The following is a 15,443-nucleotide window of genomic DNA, read 5'->3' on the forward strand; positions in this document are numbered from 1 at the left end:
CCAATCTAGTTATCGGAGTCGACCGCGACGACGCGGTTGCGGCCGCCCTGCTTGGCCCGGTAGAGCCGCGCATCCGCGGTCTGGATCAGATCATCCGCATTGGCGATGTGCGGCTCGAGTTCGGCCACGCCCACCGAGATGGTCAGCGGGATGTGCCGCCCCTCGAACACGAAGTGGGTCTGCTCCACCATCCCTCGGATGGTCTCGCCGAACTTGGCGGCCCCCTGCAGATCGATCTCGGGCAGGATCACGGCGAACTCCTCGCCGCCGTAGCGCGCCACCACGTCGACCTTGCGCGAGCGCTCGCGGACCAGCTCGGCCACCTGGCGCAGCACGTGATCGCCCGCGCGGTGGCCGTAGGTGTCGTTGCAGCGCTTGAAGTGATCGATGTCGAACATCATCAGCGCCAGCGGGCGGTCGTAGCGCCGCGCCCTCGACAGCTCGCGCTCGAGCGTGTCGGTGAAGTAGCGCTTGTTGAAGATCTGGGTGAGGCCATCCACGGTGGAGAGCCGGTAGATCTCCTCGTGGTACGAGCTCTCGATGTTGTCGCCGGTGAGGAACTTGAAGATCGAGCGCCCGACCTTGATGAGGTCGCCGTCCTTGAGATACGCCTCGTGGATCTTGTGATCGTTGACGTAGGTCCCGTTGGTGGACTCGTTGTCCCTGATCTTCACGCCGCTGTCGTCGGCGGTGATGGTCGCGTGGGTCCGCGAGACGGAGTCCTGGCTCACGCAAATGTCGTTCACCGTGGCGCGCCCGATGGTCATCTCGCGCCCCTCGATGTTGTACTTGCGCCCCAGCTCCGCGCCGTAGATGACGACGATGCAGGCGTCTCTCCTCCGGCGGGTGATGCCGGTGTCTTCCACCTTGTGGATGACGGTGACGATAGTTTCGTCGCGCATGCCTTCTTACGCTTGCGGCCGGCTCGGGCTCGTCGTTGGAGCGCTCAGCGTAGCAGAGGGTACGCGTGCGAAGGAACCGCTGGATCGACTCTTGGGGCAGGTGCATCACGGAGTGGGACGTGATTTCACCAGGTGGACCGTGGTCCTACAGTGTGGGCGCATGGCGGATCCAGAGGATGGATCCAGCGTGCGGATTGGGGCGGATCCCGTGATGGAGCGGCCGATTCTTCGACACGGCGTGGGGATTCTCCTACCCGGTCTCCGCCGCCCACGGAGGACGGCGAAGGAGCGGCTCTCGTCGGGTTTTTGCCCGGATCCCGGCGGCTTGCTATAGCCCGACGTCGTGGCTGAGGGTCGAGCACCACGCGGACGCCTGGGCGGTCTCGGCGCGCTCTTCTTCTTGGGCTCGCTGGGTGCAATCGCCTTCTACGTGCAGCAGCAAGAGGTTCCGCCCGCGCGGGACGACGTGCGCAAGACGGCGACCATGCTGCCCGAGGTGGTCGAGGAGCCCGCTGCGCCCACCCTGCCCTGGCAAGATCGCCTCGATCTCTCCGCCGCTCAGCTCCGCCCGTACGGCCCAACCCCCACGCCGGGGGCCGCCCCCGAGCCCGCCCCCGACGGGAGCACCCAGGGCCAAAGCGAGATCACCGTCGACCCGGCGCAAGCTCGGCTGGTCCAGGACATCAACGACGGCCACCGCATCCTGCTCACGATCGACCCGGTGCTCCAGGACTCCGCGCTGACGATCTTCCGCAACCGCGAGGTGCCCTACGCAGCCGCGGTGGTGCTCGACGTGCGAGACAACTCGGTGCTGGCGCTGGTGGGTCACTCGTCGATGGACTCCGAGGTCGATCCGCTCGAGGTGGCCACCACCGCCTGGGCCCCCGCCGCCTCGACGTTCAAGCTCGTCACCACCGCGGCCCTGCTCGACGCTCAGCTGGCCACGCCGAGCACCAAGGTGTGCTTCCACGGCGGTCTGCACGGGATCGAGGACGCCGACCTGCGCGACGATCCGGCGCGCGACACCCAGTGCGAGACGCTCGCGAATGCGGTGGCCCACAGCTACAACCTGGTGATCGGCAAGCTCGCGATGCAGCAGCTGCCCCAGGACACGCTGATGGGCATGGCCAAGGCGCTGCGCTTCGAGACCGAGATCCCCTTCGAGATCCCCGTCGAGCGGAGCCCCGCCCACATCCCGGCCGATCCGATCGAGCGCGCCAAGGTGGCCGCGGGCTTCTGGAACGTGGATCTCTCGCCCGTCCACGGCGCGGTGCTGGCCAGCATCCTCGCGCGGGGCGGCGTGTACCAACCACCGCACATCATCGCGCAGGTCATCGGCCCCGACGGCACCGATCTGACGCCCGCGCTCCCCAAGACCGATCGCGTGCTCAACCGCGACGTGGCGCTCGCCGTGGGCGAGATGATGGTGGGCACCACCACTGCGGGCACCGCCAAGAAGAGCTTCCGCGACGCCCAGGGCAACGACTACATCCCCGGCGTCACCGTGGCCGCCAAGACCGGCAGCCTCACCGGCAAGCGCCCGCCCGCCCTGAACTACAACTGGCTCATCGGCTATGCGCCGGCCGACGCTCCCGAGATCGCATTCGCGGTGCTGCTGGCCAACGAGCCCGCGTGGCGGATCAAGGCGCACTACGCCGGGCGCCGCCTGGTGCAGATCTATCTCGAGCGTCGGGCCGAGATCGCCAGGCAGCGCGACGCTCGGCTCGAGCCCAATGCGCTGGTGCTGCCCGTGCGCGACGCCAGCGGAGCGCTGCTGACCGCGTCGGCAACCGAGCCCGGCGCGAACGCGGAGAGCAGCGAAGCCAAGGCCACCGGCGATTCGAAACCGGATCCATCCGATCCGCCCGCGCTGCCCCCCGTGCCCGGGCCCCTGCCCCCTCCGCCCACGTCCACACCACCTCCGGCCTAGCTGGCGCGAGGTCGAGCCCTCGCCATGCGAGCGCCGACCCGTGCAATGGCCTCCGGCGATGACCGGACCCACGACGGGCCGAGGCGATGACGAGCACGAGCTGGTACTCTGAGCGTCGGTGACGGCCACGAGAGCACGGCGATGCCTCGCCATCGCGCTCTTCGTTCGTGCCGCACTCGCGGCCACGTCCGTCGAGGCGGCGGCACCGAGCCCCTCGCCGCAGGCCGAGGCGGCCAAGGCCCAGGCCAAGGCCGCAATCGATCGCGCGCGCGCGGCCGCCAAGGCCGGGGATCACGACGCCGCACTCGCAGGGTTCGAAGAGGCGCTGCGCCTTTGGCCCTCCGCCAAGCTCCACTTCAACATCGGCGTGTGCCATCACCGCGCGATGGCCGAGCACGAGCCCGGCTCCGTCCCCTACGAGCAGCATCGTGCGGCCGCCGTGACCGCGTACGACGACTACCTGAAGGCGGCCCCCCACGCCTCCGATGCCGAGGACGTGGAGGCCATGATCCGAGCGCTGGGCGGAACCCCGGCCGACGACGACACCCAGCCGTGGACCATCGAGCTGGTGGAGCCCGACGACGTACCCGACCCGCCAGGACTGGACGAGTCCGACGACCCGCTCGCACGACCGACGCCGCCGCCGGAGTCCCAGACCACGACCACCACCCCACCCGCGACCGCCCCTCGCCCGCCGCCCCCGACCGGACCGCGCGGACGCGTGGGACCATTCCTGCCGCTGATTTCGAGCCACCCGCGAGACCTCGCCGCGAGCACCGAGCTACGCCCGCTGCCCGCGCTGGGCCTGGGCGTGCGCGGCAACGCGTTCCTGGGCCAGCGCCGCCTGATCGGGCTCGGCGGCGAGCTGGCGATCGCGCTCCAGCCCACGTCGGCCAGCACCCGGCACCGCCTGCACGTGGCCTACCTCGGCGTGCTCGTGGAGGCTCGCCACCCGCTGGGCCGCCGCGGTCGCTTCGAGCTCGGTGGCGGCGGCGTGCTGGGCTTCGGCACCCAGAGCCTGGTCTACGACGGCGACGAGCCCTTGCGCTGTGCGGTCGGTGGAACGCGCAACGACGAGGCGAGCCGACGCACTGGTCTTTGGGCCAGCACCCGCGTGACGCTGGCGGCGCTGCTCGGTCCGCGTCGCAATCACGAGCTGTCGCTGCGGCTCGGTCCGGGGCTGTCGGCCTACGGCGCCGGCTCGAGCGCGAGCGAGGACGCCGACGGCCAAGGCTGCGCCGACGAGCCCTCCGCGTTCGAGCACTTCGGCCTGAGGGAAGGCCCTGCGCTGGTCGTGTCGGTCGACATCGGATACGCTCCGCGATTCTGAGCGCACCGCCCGCGCGCCGTCACGTCTCGCACCATCACGCCGAGGATCACCTCCCTTCCGATGAGCACCGCCACGCCGGGCCACATGTACACGCGCCTGGCGGAGGCCGTCGCCAGCAAGGGCGGTGCGCGCTCGGTGCATGGCCCCGAGAACACGCTGAGCCGCCGAGGCCTGCTGATCCGCGCGGACAAGCGAGCACGCGAGCTGCAGGGCCTGGGCATCGGTCGAGGGGATCCCGTGGCCCTGTCGCTGGGCAACGTGGCCGAGCTGCCGATCATGCTGCTGGCGTGCAGCAAGCTCGGGGCGGTGGCCGTGCCCATCGATGCCGCCCACGGCGAGCGCCTCGTCAAGGACACCGCCTCGCGCCTGCCGCTGCGCGCGGTGGTCCGCCGCCCGCGGGGGCAGGAGGCCCCTACGCCCGACTACGGCGACGACTACGGCTTCCATGCGCGGCGGCGCCTGTCGAGCTCGCTGCTGGCCATCGACGTGCTCGAGCCACCGGCCGCGCTGCGCGAGGCCACCACCCTGCCCGAGGGCGCCGAGCTGGTGATGGAGGCGCGGGGAATCGGCGGCGTGGTTCGCGACGTGGTCCGCACCGGCACTGAGCTCGCGGCGGTGGGCGAGGCCGCCGCCGCCGCGCTGCAGCTGCACGCGGGCGCGCGCCTGCTGTGCGCCCAGCCCCTCATCGTGCCGCGCTTCTTCGATCCCGTGATCCTCGGCTGGCTCGCCTCCGAGGCCCAGCTCGTGATGGCCGAGGGCCCCGCGGCCGATGCCGTGCTGCCGCTGTCGTCGCACCACGAGGAGCTGGTGGTGGTCGACTCCGTGCGGCAGCTGCTCGAGCTGTCGCGCGCGCTCAAGGCCCGCGGCACCACCCTCGGCCTCACTCCCGTGATCCCGCAGGCTTCGGTCCCGCTGGGCACCGGCCGCGCGCTGCAGGCCACCCTCACCCAGCCTGCGCGTCAGCTGCTGCTGCTCGAGGAGATCGGCGTGCTCGCCCACCGCGTGCTCCAGCGAGGCGCGGCCTTCGAGCCCGCGCCCGGCGTGGAGCTGCGACCCGGGGCCGCGATGGAATCGGGCGGACACGAGGTGCTCGTGAGCACGCCTCAGGCTGCCGCCTGCCGGCCCCCCATCCCACGGACCGAGCCGGGCGCGATCGCCGATGCGCCGTGGCGACACACCGGCTACGCCGGCCGCTTCGGCAAGGACGAGCGCCTCATCGAGGTGCTCGGCCGCGACGACGGACTGGTCAACCTCGAGGGCCGGCGCGCCTGCCTCGACGACGTCGAGGAGCGAATGCTCGAGCATCCCCGGCTGACCTGGGTGCGGGCCCACGTGGAGGTCGATGCCGACGGAGACCCCTCGCTGTGGCTCGAGTACCGCGCCACCGGCCAGTCCACGCTCGACGACCTCGAGGAGCATGCGATCGGCCAGCTCCCTCCGTTCATGGTGCCGCGCCGCTTCGAGCGGTGCGACGACTGAAGCCCTCCCCGACTCCATGGCAACACGTGCGTGGCAGCGACTCGATCGCGTCGACACCGAGGAAGGCTCGCTCGAGCTGCGTCGGCGCGGCGACGACTTCCTCATCCTGGTCGACGGCCGCGTGCTCATGGGCAGCGCGTCCCACCGCTCCGAGCTCGAGGTGGCCGTGATCGCCTGCCGACCCCTTGGTGACCGCTCCGGCCGCGCGGCCTCGCGCCCCCGGGTCCTGATCGGCGGGCTCGGCATGGGGTTCACGCTGCGCGCCGCGCTCGACGAGCTACCGTCCGATGCCGAGGTCACCGTGGCCGAGCTCACCGCCCGCATCGTCGACTGGTGCCGAGGTCCGATGGCCTCCCTCACCGATCACGCGGTCGACGACCCTCGCGTGCGCGTACACGTCGCAGACGTGGCCGACGTGATCGCCAGGACTCCCGCGCATGCCCGCTGGGATGCGATCGTGCTCGACCTCTACGAGGGTCCGTACGTGGCCACGCAGCGCCCCGACGACCCCTTGTTCGGCAAGGCGGCGCTGCGCCGCACCATCGACGCGCTGCGCCCCGGGGGCATCCTGAGCATCTGGTCCGAGGATCGCGAGCAGGCGTTCGAGCGACGCCTGCGCTCGCTGGGCGTCGACGTTCGCGTCGAGTTCTCGGGCCGCGGGGGACGGCGACACGCGATCTACGTGGCCCAGCGCCCGCTCGGACCGACCTCCTCCCGGCGCTGATCGAGCACCGACGCGGCACCACGCGACGGCTCGCGCTCGGTGCCGTCGGGACGGAGCTACTGCGGATCCTCGAGCAGCTCGGCGTCGATCACCGTCTCGGCGGGCGTGTCGGCATCGACCCTCACCGTGCGCTGCACGGGGAACCGCCCCGGCTTGCGCACCTCCACGCGATGCACCCCCGGCGCGAGCATCACCGGTCCCACCGGGTCCTTGCCCACCGTACCGACCTGTCCCACGTAGTTGCCATCGACGTAGAGGTCGGCGTCGCGATCGGCATCGGGGACCTCGATGCGCAGCGCCGTGCCTGCGTCGGCATGACGACATCCCATCGGGGGCAGCACGAGCGCGAGCCCCAGCGTCACCACCACGAGCGCCCTCCCGGACCGCCATGGAGTGGCCGGCGCGCGAGGGGGGCGAACACTACTCGAGTCGAATGGTGAGGGCATCGGGAGGATCCACGTCGACGATGGTGAGGGAGAAACCGGGCAGCGACAGCTCGCCGAGCTTGCGCGCGAGCTCCTTGGCCGACAGCGTGCCCCGCACGTGCAGCTCGACCACGCCGCGGGAGAGCGCCCCCACCTCGACCTCGTCGACGCCGAGCACGGAGTTGCGCATGGCAGTCTCGAGCCGGCGGATGCGCTCGGAGGGCAGCGGAGCCCTCACCTGCACGCGCACGTGGCCCGATCGACGCGCGCGCAGCTGGCTCGATGCGTCCGACAGCGCGCGCTGGATCGCCGCCGTCACCGCCTCCTCGGGCGTGGTCGCAAACGCCGGCACCGACAGCTCGGCCACCGCCTGGCCGCCGCTGCTGCCCGTGATCCGCACCCGCGCCGCCCGCAGGTAGGTGTGCTGCACGGGCCCCAGCGGCTGGCACTCGAGTGCGACCGTCAACGCCGGGCCCTTGCCGTCGAGCGCCACGCTGCCCTGCCCCGACAGCTCGGTGCGGACCATCGCCCTCACCGCCTCGACGTCGCCACAAGCCGGGGTCGCCGTCACCTCGGCCAAGCGAAACACCGGCCGGCCGCTCGCGGCCGGATCTCGCTTGGCCACCCGCTTGGTCAGCCGCACGAGATCGATGTCGACCTCGATCTCGAGGTTCACCGCCTCGCCATCGCCGTGCTCGGACAGGATCCGATAGGCACCCGTCCAGGCATCGGCCGCCGCCAGCACGTCCTTGCGCGCCTCGCCGTCGATCGGCACCGACAGCTGCGACAGCGCCGTCTCCAGCGCGGTCCGACGCGCCCGTCGCAGCGCCCGCGCACGCGCCCCCGCGAGGCTGGGCTCCTTGGTCTCCGATGCGGTGGCCTTGCCCTGCGCACGTACTGGTGCGGCATTGGCCGCGGGCATCAGCCCGAGCGCCAGCCCCACCACCAGCGATCGGATCATGACCCACTGCCTGCATCTCGATGACCAGGGCCGCACGATCTCACCGTGACGCGTCACACGGAAGCCGCGACGATCGTGCTCGCCATTGGCGCGTCCGCGCGCTGCTCCCGATCCCGGCACTGCTCCCGATCATGGTCGCGTGATGCCATGCTTGGCAAGCCAGCCGGACGAGCGGGCGGTACGGGCTCTACCGCGCCGCCGTGTGGCCGTCGCGTGGCCGTCGCGTGCGTGGGGTTGGCAAGCGCGCGCGCGGAGGCTAAACCCCCGCAGCCCATGATGCGTCAGCCGTTTCCCGGCCACCGTCGCTACAGCATTACCCACCGGGCGGTGCAGCGCCTGCGCGAGCTGGTCCCCAGCCGCGACGACGAAGACGACGAGAGCCTTCGCGATCGCCTCGACGAGGCCCTCGGTGCCGCCGAGGATGCCGGCAAGGCGATCCGTACCCTCGATGCCATGCTCGGCGAGCCCCAGACGTTGGTGCCCGTCGACACCTTCGGTGACGTGCTCTATGCGATCATCAAGGAGGACACGGTGGTCACCGTGCTTCCCGAGGGACACGGACAGGAGATCCTCCAGCGCGGACAGGCAATGGAGCAGCGCATGGCCGCCGGGCAGGCCTCCGCCGCACGCAGCCCCGCCGCCGCCCCACCCGAGTCCGAAGAGCGCTGGGAGGGTGGGCCTCGCCGACGCTGGCGCAAGGAGCCGCATCAGCCGGTGGTGATCCAGCGGATCGCCCGCAACGGTCACGCCCCCACCGGACGCGACGGCCACGGTCGTGACGATCTGCGCGATGCGGTCACGGGCGCCCCGATTGCCTCGGTCGCCCCAGTCACCTTGGTCCCCGAGCTGTCCTCGGTTGCCGACGACGACCCCATCGCCCGCGAGCTGCAGTTGGCGCTCGACCGGGGCCGACGACGTGCGGTCGTCGTGGCCTTGTCCGAGGTCCTCAGCCGCACCGATCGCGACGACAGCCTGCTCCCGCTGTGGAACACCCTGGCCAGCCAGGGCGTGCCCTCGACCCTCACGGTGGGCGACCTCATCGACGCCGTCCGCAGCGCCGACGGGGCGTAGCAAGCAAGGCACGGCTCGGGCTCACCACGGATCGCGGAGGTCGCCCTTGCGCTTGCCCGAGGGCTGCCCCGAGGTCGCCTCGGGCTCCGGCTCCGCCTTCGTCGTGGTCGCATCGACCTTGGTCGTGCCCTTGCCCTTGACCGTCTTGCGCTTGCGCGGCCGTTCGGCCTCACTGGCCGGATCGCCGGCCGGCGGATCGCTCGGCGCAGCGCCGCCGGCGACATCATCGAGCGGCGCAGGCGGGCTCGCATCGACCGCGTCACTCGGTGGAGTCTGCACGGACTCGCGCCCTCGATCGTCGACCGGTGGAGCACCCCCGTCCGGCTGCGACGATGCGGGTTCCACTGGCTCCGGAGTCTCGACCTCGGCGCTCACCGCCGCTGCCGCTCCCATCGGCGCCCCGGCATCACCATCGCCTCGATCGCGCGGCCACATCGTCACGCCCGCAACCACCACGACCGCCAGCGCGATGCCCCCCAGCGCCCAGACCGCCCCGCGCAGCACGCCGCTGCTGCCCGCATCGGCTGGCACGGCGACCCGGGTCATCCGTGGTGCGCCTGCGCCTGCAGGCAGCTCGGCCAGCCGCCGCGGTGGCGGCGTCGGACCCGAAGCCGCCACTGCGCCCGGCGTCGCCATCACCGGCGACGACGACTCCGCGGCCACCATGGTGCCCCCCCTCGGCGGCACGACGGACTCGCCGCCCTCACCCAGCAGCATCGTGCCCGCCGGAGTCGAGACCGCGGCACCGGCTGCTCCCATGGCCATCGTCCCGCCGCGACCGCTCCCTCGCGCCCCGTCCGGATCGGATGCGGCCGCACCTGCGGCTTCCTCCTCGATCTGGGCCAGCGCCCCCGAGCCCGCGCGTGCGGTGTTCATGGTGTGTCGCACCGGGCCACCGTTGGAGTCGGTCGATGGAGTCCCCTCCAGCATCCGCGCTCGCGTGGGAGCATCCTCGAACATCGCCGTGGGCGACGGCCCGCGCGACGGAGGCAACGCCGTGGCATCGTCGATCGCGACCGCCTCACCCTGCTCGACCCGCTCGAGCACGCGCCGCAGCTCGTCCATGCTGTCGAAGCGCTGGTGCGGCTGCTTGGCCAGCATGCGCAGCACCACGTCGTCCACCGCCGCCGGCAATCCGTTGACCACGCTGCTGGGCTTGGGTGGCGGCTCGCTGAGGTGAGCCCGCAACACCTTGTCCTGCTCGCGATGCGAGAACGGCACGCGCCCGGTGAGCATGCGGAACGCCAGCGCCCCCAGTGCATACACGTCGGAGCGCGCGTCCACCTGGCCCCGGATCTGCTCGGGCGCCATGTAGCTGCAGGTCCCGATGATCTCGCCGTGCACGGTGATGCGGGCCTCGTCGCGCAGGCTGGCGATGCCGAAGTCGAGGATCTTGACCTGGCCGTCGGGCAGCACGAGGCAGTTGCCCGGCTTGATGTCGCGGTGCACCACACCGTGCGCATGCGCGGCCCCCAGACCCGCTGCGATCTGATCGAGGTAGCGCCGCACCTGTGCCCACGGCAAGCGACCTCCACCTCGCAGCAGCTGCGAGAGCGTCTTGCCCTCGAGCAGCTCCATCACCAGGAACATCGGGCGCTCGTCCTCCTCGGCCACGTCGAGCACGGCCACGACGTTGGGATGAGCGATCCGCGAGGCCGCATTCGCCTCGCGACGGAAGCGCTGGATGAACGCGGGGATCGAGGCGAAGCGACCGTCGAGCACCTTCACCGCCCGGTCGCACCCGAGCTTGTGGTCTCGGCCCCGGAACACCGCCCCCATGCCGCCCGAGCCGATGCGTTCCAGCAGCTCGTAGCGCCCGCCGTCGCCCAGCCGATCGCCGGGCGCCACGCTGTCACGCGTGCTCTCCACGTTCGCCGAAGCGGCCGCATTCGGGACCACGGACCAACGTTAGTCGTCGGCTCCCCTCGACGCAAAGCATTAGGACGCAGGCTGGCGACGGATTTCGTCAGGAGACCTCGCGAACACCGCATGAGCGGTCCCGCGCCCGCCACCCGCGAACCCGAGCGCCACTGCGCACCATCGCGCACCACTGCACAGAAGAGCGGATCAACGGGCCATGAGCTGGGCCAGGGCGCGTCGCACCAACCCGTCGAGGGTCTCCGTTCCATCGGCTTCGGCCCACGCCTTGTCCAGCGCAGCTTCGACCGGCTTGGGCTTCCAGCCGAGGTTGACCAGCACCAGGCGTGCCTCCTCGCGCAGCGCGTCGTCTCCGACCGGAGCCGCCGCCGTGGGCGCGGTCGGCCGCTGCCCCTGCAGTGCCTCGTAGAGCGGCACCACCTTGTCCTTGAGGTCGAGCAGGATCCGCTCGGCCGTGCGCCGCCCGACCCCCGGAATCCGCTCGAGCGTGGGGCGCTCGCCCCCCGCGATCGCCCCCAGCAGCTCCACCAGCGGAAACCCACCCAGCACCGCCACCGCGAGCTTGGGGCCCACCTGCGGCACGCTCGTGAGCAGCCGAAACACGTCGCGCTCCGCCGGCGTGGAGAAGCCGTAGAGATTGAGCGCCTCCTCGCGCACGTGGGTGTGGATCCACAGCTCGCACGCGCCGCCTACCTCGGGCACGTCCGCCAGCGTCTGCCACGACACGGCCACGAGGTAGCCCACCCCGCCCACGTCGAGCACGACCTCGCCACGCAGCACGTCGCGTACCCGTACCTTGCCTCCGAGCCAACCGATCATCGACCTGCTCCTCCTCGTCCCGCCCCACGCTTGCCAGTCGCACCCGCAGCCTCCCGCACCAGCGTGGCCAGCCCCCCCCTGGGGGGCACCTCGTGGCCGGCCTGCCCGCCGCGGGGAGCGGAGAGCAAGCGAGTCCCGTGGCACAGCGCGATCGCCAGGGCATCCGCCGCATCGGTGGCTGGCACCCGCTTCATCCGCAGCAGCAGCCGCACCCGCTGCTGCACGTCTTCCTTGGTCGCGCGGCCGTGCCCCACCACCTGCTGCTTGACCTGCGAGGGTGCGTACTCGCAAAGCGGCAGCCCGGCCTGCGCCACCAGCAGCATGATGGCCCCGCGCGCCTGTCCCAGCTTGAGGGCGCTGGCCGCATTGCGGCCGTGGAAGGCCGTCTCCAGCGCGACCTCCTGCGGGCGGAGCTCCGCGAGGATCTCGGTGAGCGTCTGGGCGATCACCAACAGGCGCTCGATCATGGGCGCCCGCTCGGGCGCCTTGACCAGCCCACACTCCACGTAGGCGAACGTCGGGCCGGTCCGGCCCGCCACGCGCTCCACCAGGCCGTAGCCCAGCGTGCGCGTGCCCGGATCGACGCCAAGGATTCGCACGCGCTCCGGCGGTCGCTCCGGTCCTCGCTCCGGCGGCCGCTCCGGTCCTCGCTCCGGCAATCGCTCCGGCCCTGGGTTCCGCTGCCGAGTCACTAGGGGCCGTGCTCCTCCATCACCTCGTCGGGCAGCTCGACGTTGGTGAACACGTTCTGCACGTCATCGAGCTCGTCGAGCTTGGACCAGAACTTGGCCACCGAGACGGCCGCATCGCCGGACAGCGTCAACGTCGACTCGGGCTTGGGCAGGTACTGCAGCTGCGCCGACGACGGCTCGAGGTCCTCGAGTCCCGTCGACACCGCCGCGAACGACGTGGGCTCGCACAGCACCACCCACTCCTCGCCGCCGTCGCGCACGTCCTCGGCCCCCAGCTCGAGCACGCGCTCGGTCAGCGCGTCCTCGTCGATGCGCTCCTTCACGATCGTCACCACGCCCAGGCGATCGAACATCCATGCCGCCGAGCCATCGGAGCCCAGCTCGCCGCCGCCCTTGGTGAACACGCTGCGGATCTCCGCCACCGTGCGGTTGCGGTTGTCGGTCATCACCTCGACCATGAAGGAGCTGCCCTGCGGCCCTCGCCCCTCGTAGACCACCTCGTCGAGCGCCGCATCGCCCAGCTCGCCCAGGCCCTTCTTGATCGCGCGGTCCTGGTTGTCCTTGGGCATGTTGGCGGCCTTGGCCGCGTTGAGAGCCAGGCGCAGCGCCGGATTGCCCGCCGGATCACCGCCCCCCATGCGCGCCGCCACCTGGATGTCGCGTGCGATCTTGGTGAAGATCTTGCCGCGCTTGGCGTCCAGCGCCCCCTTCTTGCGCTTGATGGTGGACCACTTGCTATGGCCGGACATGGCCGTTGCTTATCACGAGCGCGGGCTCGGGGACGAGGGGCGGCCCGCTCGTCAGTCCCCCAGCGGGGCCTCGGTGAGCCAGTCGTCGTCGAGTTCGAGATCGGTCGGGCCGTCCGGCCCTGGCTCGAGCGCCGACTCCCGATCGGGCTCGGGACCTCGGCCGAGGCCCTCGTGCGAGCCACCATCGAGAGCCTTCCCCGCACCATCGTCGTCCGCGCGGGCCACGAACAGCGCCGGATCTCGCAGCGCATCCTTCAAGCGCCCCGCGAGCCCCGTGAAGCGTCGCGCCGCATCCACCATCCGCACCGCCCGATCGATCGCCCGAGGATCCCCGACCAGCACGCACAGGCTTCGAGCCCGCGTGACCGCCGTGTACAGCAGGTTGCGTCGCAGCATCACGTGATGCTCGGTCAGCAGCGGAATGATCACCGCCGGGAACTCGCTGCCCTGGCTCTTGTGGATCGACACCGCATAGGCCAGACGCAGCGCCATCAGCTCCTTGCCCGTGTAGCGGTGCTTGACCCCGTCGATCGACACGTCCACCGCATCCTCCGCGGGATCGAGCGCCAGCACCGTGCCCACGTCGCCGTTGTACACGCCCTTTTGGTAGTCGTTCTTGGTCTGCATCACGCGGTCGCCCACGCAGAAGCGACGCAGCACCGTGCGCCCGCCCCCGCGGTACTCGAGCGCCGAGCGCCCCGCCGCGTGGTGGGCCTGCAGCGTCACGTTGAACGCCTCCGTGCCCGCGCGCCCCTTGTGCATGGGGCACAGCACCTGGATGTCGTGCACCGGATCGAGCCCATACACCTGCGGGATCCGCTCGGTGGCCATGCGCACCACCCTCTCGTGCACGCGGTCCGGATCGCGGGTGCTCACCACGTAGAACTCGCCGCGCCCGTCCCCCGACGGATCGGCCACCGGCCGCTCCCCCGCCAGGATGCGATGGGCGTTGACCACGATCGACGAGCCCTCCCCCTGACGAAACACCTCGTGCAGCCGAACCAGGGCGATCGGCGAGCCGGGGTCCTCGGCCGCCACCATCACGTCGCGCAGCACGTTGCCGGGCCCCACCGACGGGAGCTGATCGGCGTCCCCCACCAGCAGCAACCGGTGCTCGGGCGTCAGCGCATCCAGCAGCGACTGGGCCAGGTGGATGTCGAGCATCGAGATCTCGTCGACCACCAGCAATCCCAGCGGCAGCGGGTTGCCCGGCCCGTGGATGAAGCGCCCCGTCTCGGGCTGCACCTCGAGCAAGCGATGGATCGTGCTCGCCGAGTGGCCGGTGGTCTGCTCGAGGCGCTTGGCCGCGCGGCCGGTGGGCGCGGCCAAGAGCACGTCGCTCCCCGCCCCGCGCGCCAGTCGCAAGATCTCGTGCACCACCGTGCTCTTGCCCGTGCCCGGCCCCCCGGTCAGCACCACCACCCCCGCTCCGGCCATCGCATGCACCGCCTCCCGCTGTCCCGGCGACAGGTGCTCGGGCAACGCGGGCACCTCCCAGACCTCCCGGGGCCACCGCGACAGCCGGGCCAGCTGCTCCGCCACATCGCGCTCGGCCGCCACCATCGTGGCCGGAAAGCACAGCTCCATCCCGTCGCGGCCGTGCTCGAGCACCAGGTCGCCCATCTCCACCAGGCGCTCGCCCGCCGCACGCACCAGCACGTCGGGCACCTGCAGTGCCCGTACCGCTCGATCCACCAGCCCCTCGATCGGCACCGCGCAGTGGCCATCCGACTCGGCCTGCTCGAGCACGTGCAGGAGTCCCGCCTCGAGGCGCTCGTCGCTGTCGAGCGCGATCCCCAGACCCCGCGCGATCCGATCGGCGGTGGAGAACCCGATCCCTCGCACCTCCCGAGCCAGCCGATACGGCCGCCGCTGCACCATCCCCAGCGCCTCCTCGCCATAGCGCTCGTGGATCGCCTGGCCCAGATGGGGCGGCAGCTCGAGCTCGATGAGCTGCGCCTCGAGCTGGGCCAGCGGCCCGTGCGTGGTCTCGTGGTGCTCGAGGATCCGCTCCAGCGTCTTGTTCCCGATCCCCTCCACCTCGAGCAAGCGCCGCGGCTGCTTGTCCAGGATGGACAGCGTGTCCATGCCAAAGCGCGCCACGATGCGAGCCGCCATCACCTCCTTGACCCCGGGGTAGCGCATCAACCGGCGCTCGATGCCACCACGCGAGGTCGGCACCGCCACGTGGACCGCTCCAAACGAGAGCTGCGGACCATGTGTGGGGTGCACATCCCAGGTGCCGGTCACCGTGACCTCGGCCCCCGCCTCCAGCCCCGGGGTTCGCCCCACCGCCGTCACCAGCGTGTCCTGCCCGGGCACTCGCAGGCGCAGCACCGTGTAGCGCGTTCGCGGGTCGTGATAGACCACGCGCTCCACCGAGCCGGTCATCGTCTGGGGGCCATCGCCCTGGCTCTCGGGGGCCGTCGCCATGGACGCGCCAAGCATCGCCCGTGTCCTTCGGCCGCGCCACCGGTCCAGGG

Annotated in this window: 13 protein-coding genes; 5 read left to right on the forward strand and 8 right to left on the reverse strand. The window is 71.5% G+C overall.

The window, feature by feature from the left end; translation table 11 throughout:
* Positions 1 to 5: 5 nt before the first annotated feature.
* Positions 6 to 902: a GGDEF domain-containing protein gene (locus tag OEB96_RS35110; protein ID WP_266221220.1), complete on the reverse strand. Its 897-nt coding sequence runs from the start codon at positions 900 to 902 to the stop codon at positions 6 to 8.
* A gap of 343 nt (positions 903 to 1,245) precedes the next feature.
* Here OEB96_RS35110 and OEB96_RS35115 point away from each other — a divergent pair, with 343 nt between their 5' ends.
* From OEB96_RS35115 to OEB96_RS35130, 4 genes are all read left to right on the forward strand, one after another.
* Positions 1,246 to 2,832, forward strand: a complete 1,587-nt coding sequence (locus tag OEB96_RS35115) for a penicillin-binding transpeptidase domain-containing protein (RefSeq protein WP_266221221.1) — start codon at positions 1,246 to 1,248, stop codon at positions 2,830 to 2,832.
* A gap of 118 nt (positions 2,833 to 2,950) precedes the next feature.
* Positions 2,951 to 4,162, forward strand: coding sequence for a hypothetical protein (locus tag OEB96_RS35120; RefSeq protein ID WP_266221222.1), 1,212 nt, complete (start codon positions 2,951 to 2,953; stop codon positions 4,160 to 4,162).
* A gap of 60 nt (positions 4,163 to 4,222) precedes the next feature.
* Positions 4,223 to 5,641, forward strand: coding sequence for an AMP-binding protein (locus tag OEB96_RS35125; protein ID WP_266221223.1), 1,419 nt, complete (start codon positions 4,223 to 4,225; stop codon positions 5,639 to 5,641).
* A gap of 16 nt (positions 5,642 to 5,657) precedes the next feature.
* Positions 5,658 to 6,365, forward strand: coding sequence for a spermidine synthase (locus OEB96_RS35130; protein ID WP_266221224.1), 708 nt, complete (start codon positions 5,658 to 5,660; stop codon positions 6,363 to 6,365).
* 56 nt (positions 6,366 to 6,421) lie between these two features.
* Here OEB96_RS35130 and OEB96_RS35135 read toward each other — a convergent pair whose 3' ends face one another.
* Positions 6,422 to 6,733: a PEGA domain-containing protein gene (locus OEB96_RS35135; RefSeq protein WP_266221225.1), complete on the reverse strand. Its 312-nt coding sequence runs from the start codon at positions 6,731 to 6,733 to the stop codon at positions 6,422 to 6,424.
* A gap of 52 nt (positions 6,734 to 6,785) precedes the next feature.
* Positions 6,786 to 7,751, reverse strand: a complete 966-nt coding sequence (locus OEB96_RS35140) for a hypothetical protein (RefSeq protein ID WP_266221226.1) — start codon at positions 7,749 to 7,751, stop codon at positions 6,786 to 6,788.
* 273 nt (positions 7,752 to 8,024) lie between these two features.
* Between OEB96_RS35140 and OEB96_RS35145 the strand changes: the two genes are divergently transcribed.
* The gene (locus OEB96_RS35145) at positions 8,025 to 8,822 is read left to right on the forward strand and encodes a hypothetical protein (protein WP_266221227.1); all 798 of its coding nucleotides are present in this window, start codon (positions 8,025 to 8,027) and stop codon (positions 8,820 to 8,822) included.
* Between the two features lie 21 nt (positions 8,823 to 8,843).
* Here the strand turns inward: OEB96_RS35145 and OEB96_RS35150 are convergent, their stop codons facing one another.
* The 5 genes from OEB96_RS35150 to recD2 all read right to left on the reverse strand — a co-directional run bounded on the left by OEB96_RS35150 (position 8,844) and on the right by recD2 (position 15,393).
* The gene (locus tag OEB96_RS35150) at positions 8,844 to 10,691 is read right to left on the reverse strand and encodes a serine/threonine protein kinase (RefSeq protein WP_266221228.1); all 1,848 of its coding nucleotides are present in this window, start codon (positions 10,689 to 10,691) and stop codon (positions 8,844 to 8,846) included.
* A gap of 198 nt (positions 10,692 to 10,889) precedes the next feature.
* Positions 10,890 to 11,519, reverse strand: coding sequence for a Holliday junction branch migration protein RuvA (gene ruvA, locus OEB96_RS35155; RefSeq protein WP_266221229.1), 630 nt, complete (start codon positions 11,517 to 11,519; stop codon positions 10,890 to 10,892).
* Entirely contained in the window at positions 11,516 to 12,118 is a 603-nt protein-coding gene (gene ruvC / locus OEB96_RS35160; RefSeq protein WP_266221230.1) for a crossover junction endodeoxyribonuclease RuvC, read from the reverse strand. The genes ruvA and ruvC overlap by 4 nt, the downstream gene beginning before the upstream one ends.
* Before the next feature lie 92 nt (positions 12,119 to 12,210).
* A complete protein-coding gene (locus OEB96_RS35165; protein WP_266221231.1) occupies positions 12,211 to 12,960 on the reverse strand; it encodes a YebC/PmpR family DNA-binding transcriptional regulator in 750 nt (249 codons plus the stop codon).
* A 51-nt stretch (positions 12,961 to 13,011) separates the two neighbouring features.
* Positions 13,012 to 15,393, reverse strand: a complete 2,382-nt coding sequence (gene recD2, locus OEB96_RS35170) for an SF1B family DNA helicase RecD2 (protein WP_266221232.1) — start codon at positions 15,391 to 15,393, stop codon at positions 13,012 to 13,014.
* Between the last annotated feature and the right edge of the window lie 50 nt (positions 15,394 to 15,443).

Origin of the sequence: Paraliomyxa miuraensis, from assembly GCF_026337845.1 — a bacterium.
Lineage (GTDB): Bacteria > Myxococcota_A > Polyangia > Nannocystales > Nannocystaceae > Paraliomyxa > Paraliomyxa miuraensis.